This is a genomic window from Neptunicella sp. (assembly GCF_048268085.1).
GTDB lineage: Bacteria > Pseudomonadota > Gammaproteobacteria > Enterobacterales > Alteromonadaceae > Neptunicella.
This window is the reverse complement of sequence record NZ_JBLWWF010000011.1, coordinates 36,574-53,624: the sequence shown is the minus strand read 5'-3', so window position 1 is coordinate 53,624 and position 17,051 is coordinate 36,574. Positions and strand designations below refer to the sequence as shown.

Sequence of the window (17,051 nt, the reverse complement as noted above, 5' to 3'; positions counted from 1 at the left end):
CTACTTTATTGTTATTGGCTTCGCCAATTGCCATCCATGGCTTTATTCTCCCCGCATCCATGCGGGGCGAGCCCCTTTCTTAAGGATAAGAAAGAGGCGAAAGAATCCTGCACTCCACTAACTTTCTAATCCGATTTAAATACAGGCTTTAATATCGAAGCGGCCAAAGGTAACTTCCATGTAAATATTGGCCTTGTCCGAACGTCCGTGTTCGGCCATTCGACAAGCCTATATTTAAATCGGGAAAATTAGAGTCGCGGGTAAAACCAACACCGGCCGTGCCTCGCGCTCAGGGCGAACGGTGAATTGCGATTGTGTTTTTAACTCGTTACTCAAACCTCGCCACTCGTGGCTATCTTCGTTTTTACACCAACATTTCCAGTAAACTATTCAGGTAACGGCGGCCTAAGTCGGTGACTTGCCAATGGCTTGGGGTAATGGTCAGTAAGCCTTTGTCTTGCGCTTGCAATAACTTGGTTTGCATTTCGAACTGATGAAGTTCCAATCCGGTATAAAGCCCATAATCTTCAATTGGGCAGGCTTCGGTTAAGCGTAAACGGTTCATTAAAAATTCAAACGGACGATCCGCTGCTTCAACCAGATTAAGTTGATTCAAATAGGGTTGGCTCAAGTTCATGTAACCTTTGGGGTGTTTTACCTTTACGGTACGCTGGATCTGGCCGTTGCCTATATCGGTAATTTTACCATGGGCGCCACAACCAATACCCAGATAATCACCAAAACGCCAATAGTTGAGGTTGTGCTGACATTGGTGTTGCGGCTGGCTGTATCCGGAGATTTCGTACTGCTGATAGCCGGCCTCTGCCAATAATTGATGCCCTTGTTGTTGAATCTCCCACAGAATATCGTCATCGGGCAACGTTGGCGGTTTGGAAGCAAATAGGGTATTCGGCTCAATGGTCAATTGATACCAGGATAAATGGGGAGGTTGCTGGCTAATGGCCGTGCGCAAATCAAACAGGGCATTGTCGACTGATTGTTCAGGTAAACCGTGCATTAAGTCCAGATTAAAACTGTTCAGCCCGGCCTGATGGGCATAACTGGCGGCATTCAGCGCTTGTTGCTCATCATGGATCCGGCCAAGTCCCTGTAATTTATCTGCCTGAAAACTTTGCACCCCGATAGAAATCCGGTTGACCCCTGCCGCCCGAAAGGCAATAAATTTTTCACTCTCGACGGTGCCGGGATTGGCTTCCAGGGTTATTTCAGCGTTATCGGCCAGATTAACCCGCTGGGCAACGCCTTGCAAAATGCGCTCAATCCCAGCGGCAGAGAACAAGCTTGGTGTGCCGCCGCCAAAAAAGATCGTCTGTACCTGTCTTTCGCCCACCCGTTTGGCGTCTTCGGCCAAATCATCGAGTAAATGGGCGATATATTCCTGTTCAGGCAAGGCACTTTTTTGTCCATGAGAATTAAAATCACAATAAGGACATTTTTGTACGCACCATGGAATATGGATATACAGTGAAAGCGGCGGATATTGCATATTAGTCTTGTTGATCGCGCAATTGAGTAAGCAATTGCTGTAAGGCTAAGCCGCGATGACTGATGGCATTTTTTTGTTCTGAACTGAGCTCGGCTGAGGTGCACTGATGTTGCTCTACCCAAAATACCGGATCATAGCCGAAGCCTTCACTACCAGAAGGCTTTGCGGTAATACGTCCAACCCATTCACCCTGACAAATGATTGGCGTAGGATCATCTGCATGGCGCATAAACACCAATACGCAAATAAACCGAGCGGTACGCTCAGGTTCGGGAATATCGGCTAATTCACGTAGTAGTTTGTTAATATTGCTGGCGTCGGTGGCTTGCTCACCGCTGTATCGGGCGGAGTAAATACCCGGTGCACTATTGAGAAAATCCACAGCCAAACCGGAGTCATCGGCAATCGCCGGCAGTCCGGTGATTTTAGCTGCATGACGCGCCTTGATGATGGCGTTTTCCACAAAGGTGGTGCCTGTTTCCGGCACATCTTCGACTTCATATTCACTTTGCGGTACCACAGTCATCTGAATCGGTGCCAACATGCGGGCTAATTCTTTGACTTTGCCTTGGTTACCCGTGGCTAATACAACGGTTTTTTTCATCAACATATGCTCCTGTCCTGTGTGGCCGCAATGGTAATGCCTTGGCCGGTACTTGTCGAAAGGATTTAACCTTGACATTTATTTTCATGCTGCGATGCCAACCGTCAGGATAAATCCCTTAAATCTTCCGTGCCTCCCTAGCTTGCCAAAGGCTTAGTGCAAACCAGTGGGTATTCAATTAAATTCTTTGTCCGTGAGTTCTGCGTCTCTGTGCTAAATATCAGGTTGCAATTGATAACCACAGAGACTCGCGATTGTTATTTTCTCCAGTTTCAACCTTGCTTTTTATACTGTCACGCGGCCAGTTGAGATATAATCCAGCTTTGCTGTCAATCAAGCCGAGTGGTTGTTGTGCTTAACGGAATTAATGCCTTTATTTTGCATAAACGGGAATATCGTGAAACCAGTTATCTGGTCGACGCGTTTAGTGCTCAATACGGTAAATTAAGTTTTGTAGCCAAAGGTGTACGTAGTAGTAAAAGTCAGAATAAAAGCCTATTGCAACCGTTTCAGCCGTTAGAATTATCCTTGTACGGTAAACATCAGTTAAAAAATTTAGCCAGCTGTGAAGCCAGTGGTAAAGCCTTTCAATTGCAGGGAAGGGCGCTCTATTCTGGGCTGTATTTAAATGAACTGGTTAACCGAATTCTGCACAGTGAATACCCTTATGCCGAATTATTTGCGCTATATGAGCAAAGCCTTGAGCAATTGGCTCTGGCTGAATCTATTGAGCCGGTGTTAAGACGTTTTGAGTTTGGTTTGTTGGCCGATATGGGTTATGCATTAAGTTTTGATACAGACGGACAATCCGGCGACAGTATTGAGCCTCAAGGTTATTACCAATGGATTGAGGAACAGGGCTTCGTGCCGTTAGCCAAGCAAATGAATAGCAAAAACTGCTTTATGGGCAGCGATTTACTCGCCATTCATCATCAACAATGGCAGCAATCTGCGCTCAGCTGTGCCAAAATTATCAGCCGTATGGCATTACAACCCTTGTTGGGCAATAAACCACTGAAAAGTCGTGAACTGTTTATGAGAGAAAGAAGTTGAAAAGAGATATTTTGTTAGGCGTCAATATTGATCATATCGCTACCTTGCGCAATGCTCGGGGCACTTCTTACCCCGATCCGGTGCACGCCGCCGATATGGCCGAACGAGCCGGTGCCGATGGTATCACGGTTCATTTGCGTGAAGATCGCCGCCATATTAACGACCGTGATGTGCAATTATTACGTCAGACCATCAATACCCGTTTAAATTTGGAAATGGCCGTCACCGATGAAATGCTGGCCATTGCGCTCAAAACCAAGCCAGAATTTTGTTGTCTGGTGCCTGAAAAACGTGAAGAACTAACCACGGAAGGTGGGTTAAATGTAGTGGCTAATTTGGATGCGATTACCCATGCCTGTAGTGAACTGGCAAAAATAGGCACTAAGGTGTCATTATTTATTGATGCAGACAATCAGCAAATTCACGCTGCCCGCCAGTGCGGTGCAGAGTATATTGAAATTCACACCGGTTGCTATGCCGATGCCACCGACGAAGAATCGCAGCACAAAGAATTGCAGCGGATTAAAGATGCGGTTAGTTATGCTACCTCTATCGGTCTCAAAGTGAATGCCGGGCACGGATTGCATTATCATAACGTGAAACCGATTGCGGCCATTGAAGACATTATCGAACTCAATATTGGCCATGCGATTATCGCCCGTGCCGCTTTTGACGGTTTAGCCAAAGCGGTAGCGGATATGCGTGTATTAATGCAAGAAGCACGGCGTTAAATTATGGCAGTCGTCGGCTTAGGTACGGATATTGTCGAAATTGCACGGATTGAAAAGCAATTGGAAAAATCAGACCGTTTAGCCCAACGGGTACTGACCGAAGATGAATATGCCCTATTCAAGCAACATCTTTTTCCGGCTCGTTATTTGGCTAAGCGTTTCGCAGCAAAAGAAGCGATGGTTAAAGCGATTGGTATCGGTATTGGTAATGGCGTTAGTTTTCAGGATGTTGAAGTTCTTAATCAGGACAGCGGCCAACCTTTTTTAACCTTGTCTGGCAAAGTATTGGAGGTGTGTCAGCAGTTGGGGGTGACCAGTACCCATATTTCTATTTCTGATGAGCAACACTACGCATTAGCCACCGTCGTCCTGGATAAATAATGGTTCAAATATTTAGAGCACCCAAAGGCAATAATAAGACGGGAAATAAACAAGGCCGCAAAGCCCCTCATCATCACCAGCAAAAGCTGGAATTGACCATCGATCAGTTGGATCATCATGGTCAGGGGGTATGTCGTTCTCATCAGCCGGTGGTATTTGTTGATAACGCGTTGCCCGGTGAAGTTTGCCAGGTCAGTGTTAGTGACAAAAAATCACGTTTTTGGAAAAGTACCGCTACCCATATTATCCAGCCCTCTGCCCAACGTATCGAACCGTTTTGCCCGCATTTTAATCAATGTGGGGGGTGTCAGAGCCAGTATATTAGCCCCGAAAATATGTTGCGGCACAAGCAAACGGCGGTTGATGTTTTGCTGACTAAACTGGGCGGAAAAGCACCGATAAACTGGCAAACTCCATTAGCCATTCCTGAAAATGCATATCGACGTAAAGCTCGATTGGCGATTGATAGTCGTCAGCACAATCAGTTTAAAGTGGGATTTCGTGCTAAAAATAGTAAAGACGTGGTGGCGATTGAACAGTGTCCGGTGCTTACTCAACCATTACAACGCATATTGCCCCACTTATTGGCAACCTTGCACCAGTTGAATAACAAAAATGGTTTAGGCCATGTTAGTTTGCTTGATACTGACGGTGAGCTGCAAGTAACAATTCGACTAACCAAGACTTTGAGTGATAAAGATAAGTTAACACTTACCAACCTTGAATCATCTGTCGGTTGTGTGGTGGTTTTGGAGAGTCAGCGCAATCAGTTTGAGTCATTGTCCACGGCCTTCTCACCTGCAAAATATCGTTTGCAAGATGGCATTCAAATTGCGTTATCTCCCAATGATTTCATTCAAGTCAATGGTGCATTGAATCAGCAGATGATCCAACAGGCGATGCAATGGTTACAGCTGAATGCACAGGATAAGGTGCTCGATCTATTTTGTGGTGTCGGTAATTTTAGTTTACCTATGGCACAAAAAGTACAGCGGGTCTTTGGTATTGAAGGAGTGGCAGACATGGTGCAACAAGCTAAAGATAATGCCACGCTCAACCAGTTAGATAATGTACGTTTTTTAAAGGCTGACCTGAGCCAGTGGAATATGCTCAACGATGCGGAAATTCGTCAGTGTAATAAGGTGTTACTCGATCCTGCCCGTGCCGGTGCGCTGGAAGTCATACCTCAGCTAAAAGCACTTCAGCCGCAAATGGTGTTATATGTCAGTTGTAATCCGGCCACCTTTGCCCGGGATATGGTTGAATTATTAAATAGTGGATTTAGATTGGATAAAATTGCCTTGATGGATATGTTTCCACATACTGTACATACCGAGCTAATGGCACTGTTTATCCCCAATAATGGCTAGTCGCCGCCGAGATTGATTTGGCAATATAACATGGAGTACCGCTAAAAATTTATCATGGTTTCAATTCGTAAAGTACATGAACAACAATCTGATTCTTTCCAGGAATGGCTCAATTCCATTAGCTTAACTGATGAGTGCCGACAACGTTTGTGCGAGATTGCCAGCGGCTATGATGTGCCTTTGATGTCGCGAGAAATGATTGAGATCCTGCATGAACTGCATATGGATGATGAAACGCTGCAAGCGGCACTGATATTGCCCATTTGCGAAGCTGAACAATGGTCAGATGAAGCCATGGCTGAAAAAAACTCCCCAGCTATCTGTGAATTATTGCTTGGGGTGCGACGCATGGATGCCATTCGTAATCTGCATGCCAATAGCAAGGCTCGCAGCGATGAAGCGCAAATTGATAATGTCCGCCGTATGCTATTGTCGATGGTGCAAGATGTGCGGGCGGTGGTGATCAAACTGGCCGAACGGATTTGTCGCTTGCGCCAGGTGAAAGACGAAGATGAAGAAACCCGTGTACTGATTGCCAAAGAATGCGCCAGTATTTATGCGCCCTTAGCCAATCGTTTGGGGATTGGTCAGTTAAAGTGGGAGCTGGAAGATCTGTCTTTCCGTTATCTGCACCCGGAAACCTACAAACAAATTGCTGGTCTGCTACATGAAAAACGTACTGATCGTGAACATTATATCGATGATTTTGTTGCGAATTTACAGGCCGAGTTAACCAGTGAGAATATCAAGGCTGAAGTCTATGGTCGGCCCAAGCACATTTTTAGCATCTGGAAAAAGATGCAGAAAAAACATCTGGGGTTTGAGCAATTATTTGATATTCGTGCGGTACGTATTATCGCGGAGCGATTGCAGGATTGTTACGGTGCACTGGGGATAGTACATGCTCACTTCAAGCATATTCCTCGTGAATTTGATGATTACATTGCTACCCCTAAGCCCAACGGCTATCAGTCCATTCATACGGTAATTAATGGCCCGCAAGGTAAATCCATTGAAATTCAAATCCGTACCCAGCAAATGCATCAGGATTCTGAACTCGGGGTGGCGGCACATTGGAAATACAAAGAAGGCAATCACAGCGCTCGTTCCAGTTACGACGAAAAAATTAGTTGGTTACGCAAGATTCTAGCCTGGCAGGAAGAAATGGCCGAGTCGGGCGATATTGTTGAAGAATTGCGTAGTCAGGTGTTTGAAGATCGGGTGTATGTATTCACTCCCCGTGGTGATGTGGTGGATTTACCCATGGGATCGACTCCATTGGACTTTGCCTATTATATTCACAGTAATGTGGGGCACCGTTGTATTGGTGCCAAGGTATTTGGGCGTATCGTGCCATTTACCTATCAATTGCAAACTGGCGATCAGGTGGATATTTTAACCGGCAAACGCAGTAATCCCAGTCGTGACTGGATGAATCCAAATTTAGGATATATTCATTCCTCCCGTGCCAGAGCCAAAATTCAAACCTGGTTTAAAAAACAGGATCGGGATAAAAATTTACAGGCCGGTAAGGAGTCGCTGGATAAGGAATTAAGCCGGGTTCATTTAGAGCCTAAACAGGCTGTTGAAGCCTGTGCCAAATTTAATATGAACAGTCTTGATGATTTGTATGTGGCCATTGGTGGTGGCGATATTCGTATTAATCAGGTGGTCAACTTTTTATTGCAACTGCATGCACCCCCGCCGGAAATTGATTTACGCCTTAAAAAACGTAGTAGCAGTAAAAAAAGCAAAGACAGCATTGAAGTTGAAGGTGTCGGAAATTTAATGACTCAACTGGCCGGTTGTTGTAAACCACTGCCGGGCGATCCTATTCAGGGGTATATCACTCAAGGGCGTGGGGTCAGTGTACATAAAGAGGATTGTGAACAATTAGTGCATTTACTCGAAGAACACCCGGAACGTTATATTGAAGTTAACTGGACGTCGGATCATAGCGGTGTTTTTGAAACCCATGTTGAAGTGTTTTGTAACGATCGGGATGGTTTATTAAGGGATATCACCACCGTACTGGCGAATGAAAAGATTGGATTGCTGGGGGTAAACAGTTTGAGTAACAGCAAAGATAATACCGCCAAAATTCAGCTCAAGTTAGAAGTTAAAGATTTGCATAGCTTGGCTAAAATGGTCTCCCGGCTGGATAAAGTCAATGGTGTACAATCGGTGCGTCGGGTTGAAGCCTGATATGCAAGACTACCCCAATCTGCAAAGACTGATAGAGGTGATGCAGCGCTTGCGTGATCCGGTTAATGGTTGTCCCTGGGATCGACAACAGACTTTTCAGTCCATTGTGCCTTTTACTATTGAAGAAGCTTACGAAGTGGCTGATGCCATCGAACATGGCAGCATGGATGAAATCAAAGATGAATTGGGCGATTTACTCTTTCAGGTCATATTTTATGCCCAGCTTGGCCGGGAACAAAATGAATTCGATTTTGAAGCCGTGGCCGGTGCAGTGGCTGACAAACTAATTCGCCGTCATCCCCATGTGTTTGAAGAACAGCCTGTTGAAAGTGAACAACAGTTAAGCCGCAACTGGGATACAATTAAACAGCAGGAACGACAACAGCAAGGCAAAATTGACGATAGCGTGCTGGCCAATATTCCAGTGGGAATGGCGCCACTCATGCGGGCTAACAAAATACAGAAGCGTTGTGCCAAAGTCGGATTTGACTGGCCGGAATTACCGCCGGTGGTGGATAAAATCCATGAAGAAATTGATGAAGTATTGGCAGAAGTGAATCAACCGATAATAAACCACCACGCTGTCGAAGAAGAAATTGGCGATTTATTATTTGCGGTTGTCAATTTATCCCGACATCTGCAAGTCGAGCCAGAAACGGCTCTGCGCAAAGCCAATCATAAATTTGAACAACGTTTTCGTGGGGTAGAAGCGCATTTTAAGCAGCATGGTCAATCCATTGAACAGGCGAGTTTGGATGAAATGGAAGCGGTTTGGCAGCAAGTCAAAACGGCCAATAAAGGCTGACGGCATTTGAGTCGCAGTATTCACACTATCAACCACAAATTTATAACCACAGAAGCACAGGGCATCCAGTATTTCTCAGTTCGTCGTTCGCAGCTCGACACTGACCTTAAGGACTCACCACTTTGCCTTTTTGATCTAGTAAAATCAGTTGCCCGGCTTGATAGGAAAAGCCATCTAACCGCAGATCTTGTTGGATCTGCACCCCATGTAACTGCATATCACGCACATAAACCGCGGGATTTTCACCAAAGTCATAACGATTAATGGCTAGTGAGCCGGGTAAATAGTAAATATCATAGGGCTGCTGACCGCCTGCATTTAACCCGCTGGTTTGATACAAGCTAAAGGTACTGTTGCGCGGGGCAATAATGGCGACGGCTTTAGTGGCATTGCCGTAAGCCGATACACCATTAGCCAGAGAGGCGATGATTTCTGCTTCAGCGAGCGTGCCTTTGTACAAGCGATATTGGTCATTGCTTTCGTCGTAAAGCAGTTGGGATTGGCCTTTGAGTAATTTGCCAAATAACCGGTAAACTTCCACTTTAAATGGGGTGACCGAGGTCATATGGCCACTGGCATTAAACTGTACTTCCATATCAATAGGCAAGGTTAAGTTTTTGTTTTCCGGCTTACTCCCTGCTTTCAATGTCGCGTTACTAACCTGTCCGTTGCCCCACAACACAAGGTAACTGTTGGCTAAAAAGGTGGTGGAATCGATCTTTGTTTGCTGGCTTAGTGTTCCCGCCTTGACCTGACCATTTTCAAAAAAGTTAATCGACGTCCCCGCCTTAAATAAATAGCCCTGCTGGTTAAAATCTTCTTTAAGTAATCCACTGGCCAGATGACCGGTTTGATGAAAGGTGACCGTTTGGTCAGCATCAATAAAAGCACCGTTGTAATAAGCGTCTTGGGCTAATGTAGCGCTGGCTTGAGGAACGGTGGAGGTGATACTGCCATTGTCAAAACCTTGCTGTGCGTTGAGCAAGGGCGCGCATAGTATGATGCTGATGGTGAACGCGGTGGTTAAAAGATCCTTCATTTGTTTAATGCCTCTGACATAAATGTAGTTAATCCCTAAACAGGGGAAATATTATCATTGTTAAATTTTATACTGATTACGGCCAGCCGCTTTGGCTTGATATAGCTGTTCATCGGCTAATTGCGTAAGTGGTAATTCGTGTTTTTGATTAGGTTCACTCACGGCGATACCTATACTGACTGTTACCTGCTTAAACTCAGAAGACTCATGAGCAATAGCCAACGCCTCGACATTTTTTTGAATTAACTTGGCTACATGGATCGCGCCTTGTTGATCGGTATCCGGTAATACCGCTACAAACTCCTCACCACCATATCGGGCGAGCAAGTCAGCGGGGCGTTTTAGGCTTATATGTAGTGCTTCTGCCACGTTAGCCAGGCAATCATCACCGGCTAAATGGCCATAGGCATCGTTAAACTGTTTAAAGTAATCGATGTCGATCATCAAAATCGTTAATGGTTGATTTAAACGCTGCGCTGTCAGTACCTGACGAGCATAATAATCATTAAAATAACGACGGTTATACACCCCGGTTAATCCATCAAAATAGGCCATATTGCGTAATAGATCAGTTTGAAACTTAAGGGTAAGCTGGGCTCTGACACGATTGCGTAAGGTTACCGGATTAACGGGTTTCGTTATAAAGTCGATACCGCCGGCTTGCCAGCAAGCATCTTCTTCGGCTTGTTCCTGCAAACCGGTAATAAAAATGATCGGAATAGATTGTAATGGCTCCTGTTCCTTCATCTTTTTACAGGTTTCCAAGCCACTCATTCCCGGCATGAGCACGTCCATTAATATCAGGTCAGGTGGGGTTTTAAGGCAAAAGTCGATAGCCTGCTGGCCGGTGGTCGCCATAAACACGTTATAATCGGCCGAGAGAGTTTGATTGATGACCTGAATATTTATGGGCTGATCATCAACCACCAAAATTTTGGCTTCGGCTATTGATGCAGTATAGTTTTTTTGCAGTTTTTGGCCTGCCAAATTGATCCCCATCATAATTTCCCTCTTAAGCGTTCGACTTGCTGTATGGCCGTTGGAAAGTCTAATTTATTCAATGCATTATCAATATTATTACAGATATTGGCGTCTAACTGATACAAATCTGGCTGGAGTTCAGAAAATATGTCTAGTGATTGCATGTTGGACTCGGCTAACGAGCTTATTAATCTATCTAGCTCTTGCGACAGGCTTTTTGTAGACCGCGAGGAGGGTGTGATCGCGGTTACTTTGTTATGTGTGGCAGTCACGAGCTGCTTTTGTAGCTGTTTTACTTTTTGCTGAGTTTGCCACGATAATTGGTTAAATTGTTTAAGCGTTTGTGAGTCAATATGGTAATCGGTCTGTTTTAATTTAGTGTCCTGTTCCGTGGCAAATGCGGTCATTTCTCGCATTCCGACGGTAGCAGAGGATCCTTTTAATGTATGAAAAATCCGCACGATCATTTCACGCTCGTTGAGTAAATCCATCCCGTTAAGCTGGACTTGGTAATCATTAAGATCCTGACTAAAGGATTCCAGGATCTTGTTATATAAAGACAATGAGTGACCTAATCGTTCGAGGGCGACTGTGATGTCAATATTTTCCAACTGGCAGAACTCAAGCAGGTTATCCGTTATGGGCGGCTGCGATTGATCGGTTGTATTTGGCGATGTTTCAGTGATTGGGTTGTCAATATTGAGGTTGTTTAAGATGACATTAACCAGATGATTAATTTCAAAGGGTTTGCCGACGTAATCATTCATACCTGCCGCAAAACAAGCCTCTTTATCACTCTGCATCGCATTTGCAGTCATTGCAATAATTGGAATGAGCTTGAAATCAGACATTTGACGAATACGCTGAGTTGTTTGATAGCCATCCAGATCAGGCATTTGAATATCCATCAGGATGAGATCAAATGGCGCGCTGGTATTTTCCAATTCCGTTAACGCAAAGGTGCCTCCTGCTGCGATCGTCACCGTGGCGCCTTCATTGCTTAGCAGTTCTGAGGCAACCAGCTGATTAGTGGGATTGTCCTCTACCAGCAGGATATGTAATCCGGTTAGCTTATGTTGGTTTGATGTGTGCGGTTGTACCTCTTGATTATGAATCTGTTTACCGGTCAGTGTGTCATTGATGGCACTAAGAATAGTCGATTCAGTGACTGGTTTTTCCAGAAAGCCATTAAATAAATGGGTGTCCGCCAGATGCTTTTGCGCCAACAGTTCGCGGCTATAGGCGGTAATCATAATAATTAACGAGGTTGATTCTTTATTCTGCATTTGACGAATTCTTTCAGCCGTGCGCCAACCATCTAAATCGGGCATTTGCCAATCCATAAAAATCAGGTCGTAATGTTGATTGGCAGCTTGCTTGTTCTCGACCATTTTTAATGCTTCAAGCCCTGAGCCGGCAATGTCTGCTTGCCAACCCTGACTTTGCACAATATCGGCTAAAATCATTCTGGCTTGTTCGTTATCATCGACAATTAATAAATCTAAATTTGGTGGTAAATCAGCTGTAGTTAATGCCTTAACAGGTGCTTCGGTGGTGGTTAGCCAGATGCTAAAAGAAAAGGTGCTACCTTTGTCTATTTCACTTTCTACGCTAATTTCCCCACCCATTAACTCGACCAGTCTTTTGCTAATACTCAAACCCAGACCGGTACCGCCAAAGCGTCGACTGGTGGACGATTCTGCCTGATTAAAACTGGTAAAAATTTGTGCTAGTTGTTGTTCCGTCATGCCAATGCCCGTGTCCTGAATGGAGAACCTTAGCTGGATGGCATCATTAGCCTGAGACATAACATCGATGGTAATGATAACTTGACCTTGCTCGGTAAACTTGATGGCATTACCTGCCAGATTTAACATGACCTGCTTTAATCTGAGACTATCGCCTATTAGCGCCAGCGGATTCTGCACCGGAATATCATAAACAACTTCGATATTTTTATGGGCTAAGTTGGCCGATAAAATCACGTTAATATCGTGCATAAATTCATGCAGATCAAAAGGGTGCTCTTCCAATTGCATTTTACCCGCTTCGACTTTTGAAATATCCAGAATGTCGTTTAACAAACTCAACAATGATTTAGAGGCATTGTGGGTCTTATTGATGTAATCCAACTGACGAGCGGTAAGATCGGTTTGTTTAATTAATTGCAATAACCCCAAAATGGCATTCATCGGGGTTCTGATTTCATGACTCATATTGGCTAAAAAAGATGATTTGGCCTGGTTGGCAGCATCGGCATTATCTTTGGCGATGGCTAATTCTTTTTCTCGGGCCAATTGCTCACTAATATCCCGCGCCACCATGTAAATAAACTTCTGTCCGGATAAATGCACCAAAGTGGAGGTGAGTGAGACTGGGATTGTCTGGGCATTATTATTCAGGAACTCGGTATTGATCATCAGTTCCTGATTGGCTTGTAATTGTTGTAAGTGTTGTGACCATTTGGTTTTCGTATAGTCAGGACAAACGTCTTCAATCACTTTGCGTTGTAATATCAGGTTGCTGTAGCCTAGTGCCTTGCAGGCTGCCTGATTAACTTTAAGAATACGCGCTTCAGGAGTCACCCAAAATACCGCATCGGACGTTTGTTCGGTAGACAGTTTGGCTAAATCCAGCTCAAACTCCAATTGTTTTTGGCGGGTTAGATCAATGGCAATGCCGACAAAGCCCACAAGTTCACCTTGACTATCTTTGAGGGCATTCACGCTTAAATTAACCTGGCATACAGAACCATCTTTACGAATATAGGACCATTCGCGGCTGTCTACTTTTCCAAGCTTCGCCTTGGCTACAAATACTTCAAACCCCGGTTCAATGGTTTGGTTTAATTCAGCGGATAACTGTTTTGCGCGCGCTGCAATTTCATTCGGGTCATGAAAAATGGCAGGGGTTTGTTTACCCACCACTTCGTCCTGACTATATTCCAGAATTTTTTCTGCGGCAGGGTTAAATAAGGTAATTACCCCTTTGGGATCTGTCGCGATGATGGCGTACCCGGCGTTGTCGAGAATAGAGCGTTGCAGTATTGAAACATCGGCAATTTCTTTGGTGCGCACTTGTACTTGATATTCCAACTCTTCGTTGGCGCGTAACAGATTTTGTTCGGCTAATTTGATATGACTAATATCCAGCATGGTCACTGCAGAACCAATGACTTGCTGGTTATCATCTTTGATGGCTGTCACGTTGACCGACACAGGGATGATCTCGCCGGTTTTTGTTTGGCGAGTGGTATCCAGTGAACGGATTTTTTCACCACTGACAATTTTACTGATTATGTATTTTTCTTCGTCAATTTTATCCGCAGGGATAATCAAATCGATAATTTTGCGGCCTACCGCTTCTTGCTCGGTATAGCCAAACATTTGTTCAGCGGCCTCATTCCAACTGGTCACAATGCCTTGTTTGTTTTTGCCAATAATGACTTCATTGGCATTGGTGACAATAGCGGCCAATTCCGCTTGTTGACGGACAACAACACGATGGCGTCGCCAATCGAGTTGAATAAAAAATACTATCAAGGCAAGTAATAGGGACAGCAGAACAGCAAGTTGCAGATTATTGTGCGCATCATGTATGGCTAGCGAATCAATAAAGCTTTGGGTGGCAATTATGTTAAGTTGCCAGTGACGTCCATATATTGACAGATCTTTACTTATGTTAAATTTTGGCAGTTTGGCTTGTTCTGCTTCACGAGTAAAAAATGTCGTGACGGTATTATCGTCGCTGGTATCGGTAATGGTTAACCAGACGTGTTCGTTTATCTGTTCAATGCTGTCTAATATTTCACCAATTAACAGCGGGGCATAACTCCATCCAACGAGTTGCTGTAACCGTTGTTGCGGGTCGTTTGCAATCGCGCCTTGATAAACCGGCATTAATAATAAAAAACCGTGCTGCGTTTTTTGAGTTTCCTGAACTAGCGTAATTGGGCCGGTTAGACTTAATGTATTGTCACGAGCGGCGCGTAATGCCGCTTCACGGCGGTTTTTCTCTGAACTTATATCCAAACCAATGGCTTCAAAGTTACGTTCTTCTGGTTCGACGTATTGAATAATAAACAAGTCCCCCTCATGAGGACTAAGTTGTTTAATTTGGAATGGTCTATGACGCTCTTGTTGCATCCGCTCAACAAAATCATCTTTTTGGTCCGGGGTCACTCGGTTGATAAAGCCAAACCCCCTTGCGCCGGGAAATTCTGACGCATAATCCCGACTATTGGTATAATTGAGCATGTGTTGATAATCGAACTCACCGGGGTTCTGGCTTAAGATTGCGCCTCTGAGTCCCCGCAATCCATATTGGTAAAGTGTGATTTTTTCCACCACTTGATTGGCTATTTTATCCAGTCGACTGTGCAAGGCCTGCTGGACCTTTTGTTGGTTCAGTTGTCGATTGTCATGTTCTAGCCATAATCCCAACAAGGTGCCAAGTAACACAATAAAAATGGGTAAGATCAGGAAGGAATAGCTCTTTGACGGGGCGTATTGATTGTTGTCTTTGTTCGTTTTCGCGGCCTGATTGAGCATTTTATCCATTAATTTTTCAATCCTTGTTGAATTAATTGAATCGAAATTACAATCGTCTTGTCTGGCTAAATAATTGATGTGAATCATCAGAAACGCGATTGCATTATCCCCATCATAGGATCCTTTATCCTTTCCTACTAGGACTAGTTTAATAGGAATGCGCAATAGGCGACATTTGCTGTAATTTCGTATAAAATCCGCGGCCAATTTTGTTTAATTATTCATACTGAGTTTATTTCGCCCATGTCATATCAGCAGGAAGTCGATAAGCGCCGCACCTTTGCCATTATCAGTCACCCGGATGCCGGTAAAACCACCATTACCGAGAAAGTGTTGTTGTTCGGGAATGCCTTGCAAAAAGCCGGAACCGTTAAAGGTAAAAAGTCTGGACAGCATGCCAAATCTGACTGGATGGAAATGGAAAAAGAGCGGGGCATATCGGTGACCACCTCAGTGATGCAGTTTCCCTATAAAGAACACTTGGTTAACTTGCTTGATACCCCGGGACACGAAGACTTCTCGGAAGATACTTACCGTACCTTGACTGCGGTTGATTCCTGCCTGATGGTCATTGATGCCGCCAAAGGGGTTGAAGCGCGAACCATAAAGTTGATGGACGTAACCCGTTTACGTGATACGCCGATTATCACTTTCATGAATAAATTGGATAGGGATACCCGTGATCCAATTGATTTGCTTGATGAAGTTGAAGATGTTCTAAAAATTAAATGTGCCCCGGTGACATGGCCAATAGGCATGGGCAAAGAATTCAAAGGGGTGTATCACTTATTACGTGATGAGACTGTGCTGTATCAAAGTGGCCAAGGGCATACTATTCAAGAAGTACGTATCGTTAAGGGGCTGGATAATCCCGAGTTGGATAAGGCAATAGGCAGTTATGCTGAAGAATTGCGTGATACCCTTGAGTTGGTTAAAGGGGCATCTCATGAGTTTGATATTAAAGAATTCTTGGCAGGGGAATTAACCCCGGTCTTTTTTGGTACCGCGATGGGCAATTTCGGGGTGGATCACATGCTGGATGGTTTGATTCAGTGGTCACCAAAACCGCAAGGACGTGAAACATCGGAACGCACAGTGAGTGCAGATGAACAAAAATTCAGTGGTTTTGTATTTAAAATTCAAGCCAACATGGATCCCAAACATCGTGACCGTATTGCGTTTTGTCGGATTGTCTCGGGTCAATACGAAAAGGGCATGAAAATGCATCAACCACGTATCGGTAAAGATGTACGTATTTCTGATGCCTTGACTTTTTTGGCCGGTGATCGAGAAGTGCTGGAAACCGCTTATGCCGGTGACATTATTGGTTTGCATAACCACGGTTCAATTCAGATTGGTGATACGTTTACCGCAGGCGAAAAATTCCGTTTTAGTGGGATTCCCAATTTTGCCCCTGAATTGTTTAAGCGAATTCGTTTAAAAGATCCTCTCAAGCAAAAACAACTGCAAAAAGGCTTGATTCAGCTTTCTGAAGAGGGCGCTGTACAGGTATTCAGACCGCTCATTAACAATGATCTGATTGTTGGCGCGGTGGGAGTCTTGCAGTTTGATGTGGTTGTGGCTCGCTTAAAGTCTGAATATAACGTGGATGCCATTTACGAACATATTAATGTGGCAACAGCCCGCTGGGTGGAAGGCGAGAGTGATCGTAAAGTCGATGAGTTTCGCCGTAAGGCTGAAGCTAATTTGGCATTGGATGGCGGTGATAATCTGACCTATATCGCACCCACCATGGTTAACTTGTCGTTAGCCCAGGAACGTTATCCCGACATCGTATTCCGCACCACCCGCGAACATTAAAGTG

Annotated in this window: 12 protein-coding genes; 7 read left to right on the top strand and 5 right to left on the bottom strand. The window is 44.5% G+C overall.

Annotated features, from left to right (window positions below; translation table 11 throughout):
- Nucleotides 1-364 precede the first annotated feature (364 nt).
- Both hemW and ACTD55_RS10375 read right to left on the bottom strand, forming a co-directional pair.
- Nucleotides 365-1,507 (bottom strand): radical SAM family heme chaperone HemW, encoded by a 1,143-nt coding sequence (gene hemW / locus ACTD55_RS10380; RefSeq protein ID WP_438864264.1) that lies wholly within the window; start codon nucleotides 1,505-1,507, stop codon nucleotides 365-367.
- A gap of 1 nt (nucleotide 1,508) precedes the next feature.
- Nucleotides 1,509-2,111 carry an XTP/dITP diphosphatase gene (locus tag ACTD55_RS10375; RefSeq protein WP_438864263.1) on the bottom strand — a complete coding sequence of 201 codons (603 nt, stop codon included), beginning with the start codon at nucleotides 2,109-2,111 and terminating at the stop codon, nucleotides 1,509-1,511.
- A gap of 351 nt (nucleotides 2,112-2,462) precedes the next feature.
- Between ACTD55_RS10375 and recO the strand changes: the two genes are divergently transcribed.
- From recO to mazG, 6 genes are read left to right on the top strand one after another with little or no spacing between them, the layout of a single operon-like run.
- The gene (recO, locus tag ACTD55_RS10370) at nucleotides 2,463-3,164 is read left to right on the top strand and encodes a DNA repair protein RecO (protein ID WP_438864262.1); all 702 of its coding nucleotides are present in this window, start codon (nucleotides 2,463-2,465) and stop codon (nucleotides 3,162-3,164) included.
- Entirely contained in the window at nucleotides 3,161-3,895 is a 735-nt protein-coding gene (pdxJ, locus tag ACTD55_RS10365) for a pyridoxine 5'-phosphate synthase (RefSeq protein WP_438864261.1), read from the top strand. The genes recO and pdxJ overlap by 4 nt, the downstream gene beginning before the upstream one ends.
- A 3-nt stretch (nucleotides 3,896-3,898) precedes the next feature.
- Nucleotides 3,899-4,276 (top strand): holo-ACP synthase, encoded by a 378-nt coding sequence (gene acpS / locus ACTD55_RS10360; RefSeq protein ID WP_438864260.1) that lies wholly within the window; start codon nucleotides 3,899-3,901, stop codon nucleotides 4,274-4,276.
- Nucleotides 4,276-5,646, top strand: a complete 1,371-nt coding sequence (gene rlmD / locus ACTD55_RS10355) for a 23S rRNA (uracil(1939)-C(5))-methyltransferase RlmD (RefSeq protein ID WP_438864259.1) — start codon at nucleotides 4,276-4,278, stop codon at nucleotides 5,644-5,646. Before acpS ends, rlmD begins: the two co-directional genes overlap by 1 nt.
- Nucleotides 5,647-5,700: 54 nt before the next feature.
- Nucleotides 5,701-7,851, top strand: a complete 2,151-nt coding sequence (gene relA / locus ACTD55_RS10350; protein WP_438864258.1) for a GTP diphosphokinase — start codon at nucleotides 5,701-5,703, stop codon at nucleotides 7,849-7,851.
- Nucleotides 7,817-8,656, top strand: coding sequence for a nucleoside triphosphate pyrophosphohydrolase (gene mazG, locus ACTD55_RS10345; protein ID WP_438864257.1), 840 nt, complete (start codon nucleotides 7,817-7,819; stop codon nucleotides 8,654-8,656). Before relA ends, mazG begins: the two co-directional genes overlap by 35 nt.
- A 106-nt stretch (nucleotides 8,657-8,762) precedes the next feature.
- On the opposite strand, the gene ACTD55_RS10340 is transcribed toward mazG, so the two are convergent.
- The 3 genes from ACTD55_RS10340 to ACTD55_RS10330 are packed head-to-tail and all read right to left on the bottom strand — an operon-like array spanning nucleotide 8,763 to nucleotide 15,235.
- Entirely contained in the window at nucleotides 8,763-9,695 is a 933-nt protein-coding gene (locus tag ACTD55_RS10340) for a hypothetical protein (protein ID WP_438864256.1), read from the bottom strand.
- A 60-nt stretch (nucleotides 9,696-9,755) separates the two neighbouring features.
- On the bottom strand, nucleotides 9,756-10,697 hold the full coding sequence (locus ACTD55_RS10335; protein WP_438864255.1) for a diguanylate cyclase: 942 nt from the start codon (nucleotides 10,695-10,697) through the stop codon (nucleotides 9,756-9,758).
- Nucleotides 10,694-15,235 (bottom strand): PAS domain S-box protein, encoded by a 4,542-nt coding sequence (locus ACTD55_RS10330; protein WP_438864254.1) that lies wholly within the window; start codon nucleotides 15,233-15,235, stop codon nucleotides 10,694-10,696. Before ACTD55_RS10330 ends, ACTD55_RS10335 begins: the two co-directional genes overlap by 4 nt.
- Before the next feature lie 234 nt (nucleotides 15,236-15,469).
- Here ACTD55_RS10330 and prfC point away from each other — a divergent pair, with 234 nt between their 5' ends.
- The gene (gene prfC / locus ACTD55_RS10325; protein ID WP_438864253.1) at nucleotides 15,470-17,047 is read left to right on the top strand and encodes a peptide chain release factor 3; all 1,578 of its coding nucleotides are present in this window, start codon (nucleotides 15,470-15,472) and stop codon (nucleotides 17,045-17,047) included.
- The last annotated feature ends 4 nt before the right edge of the window (nucleotides 17,048-17,051 follow it).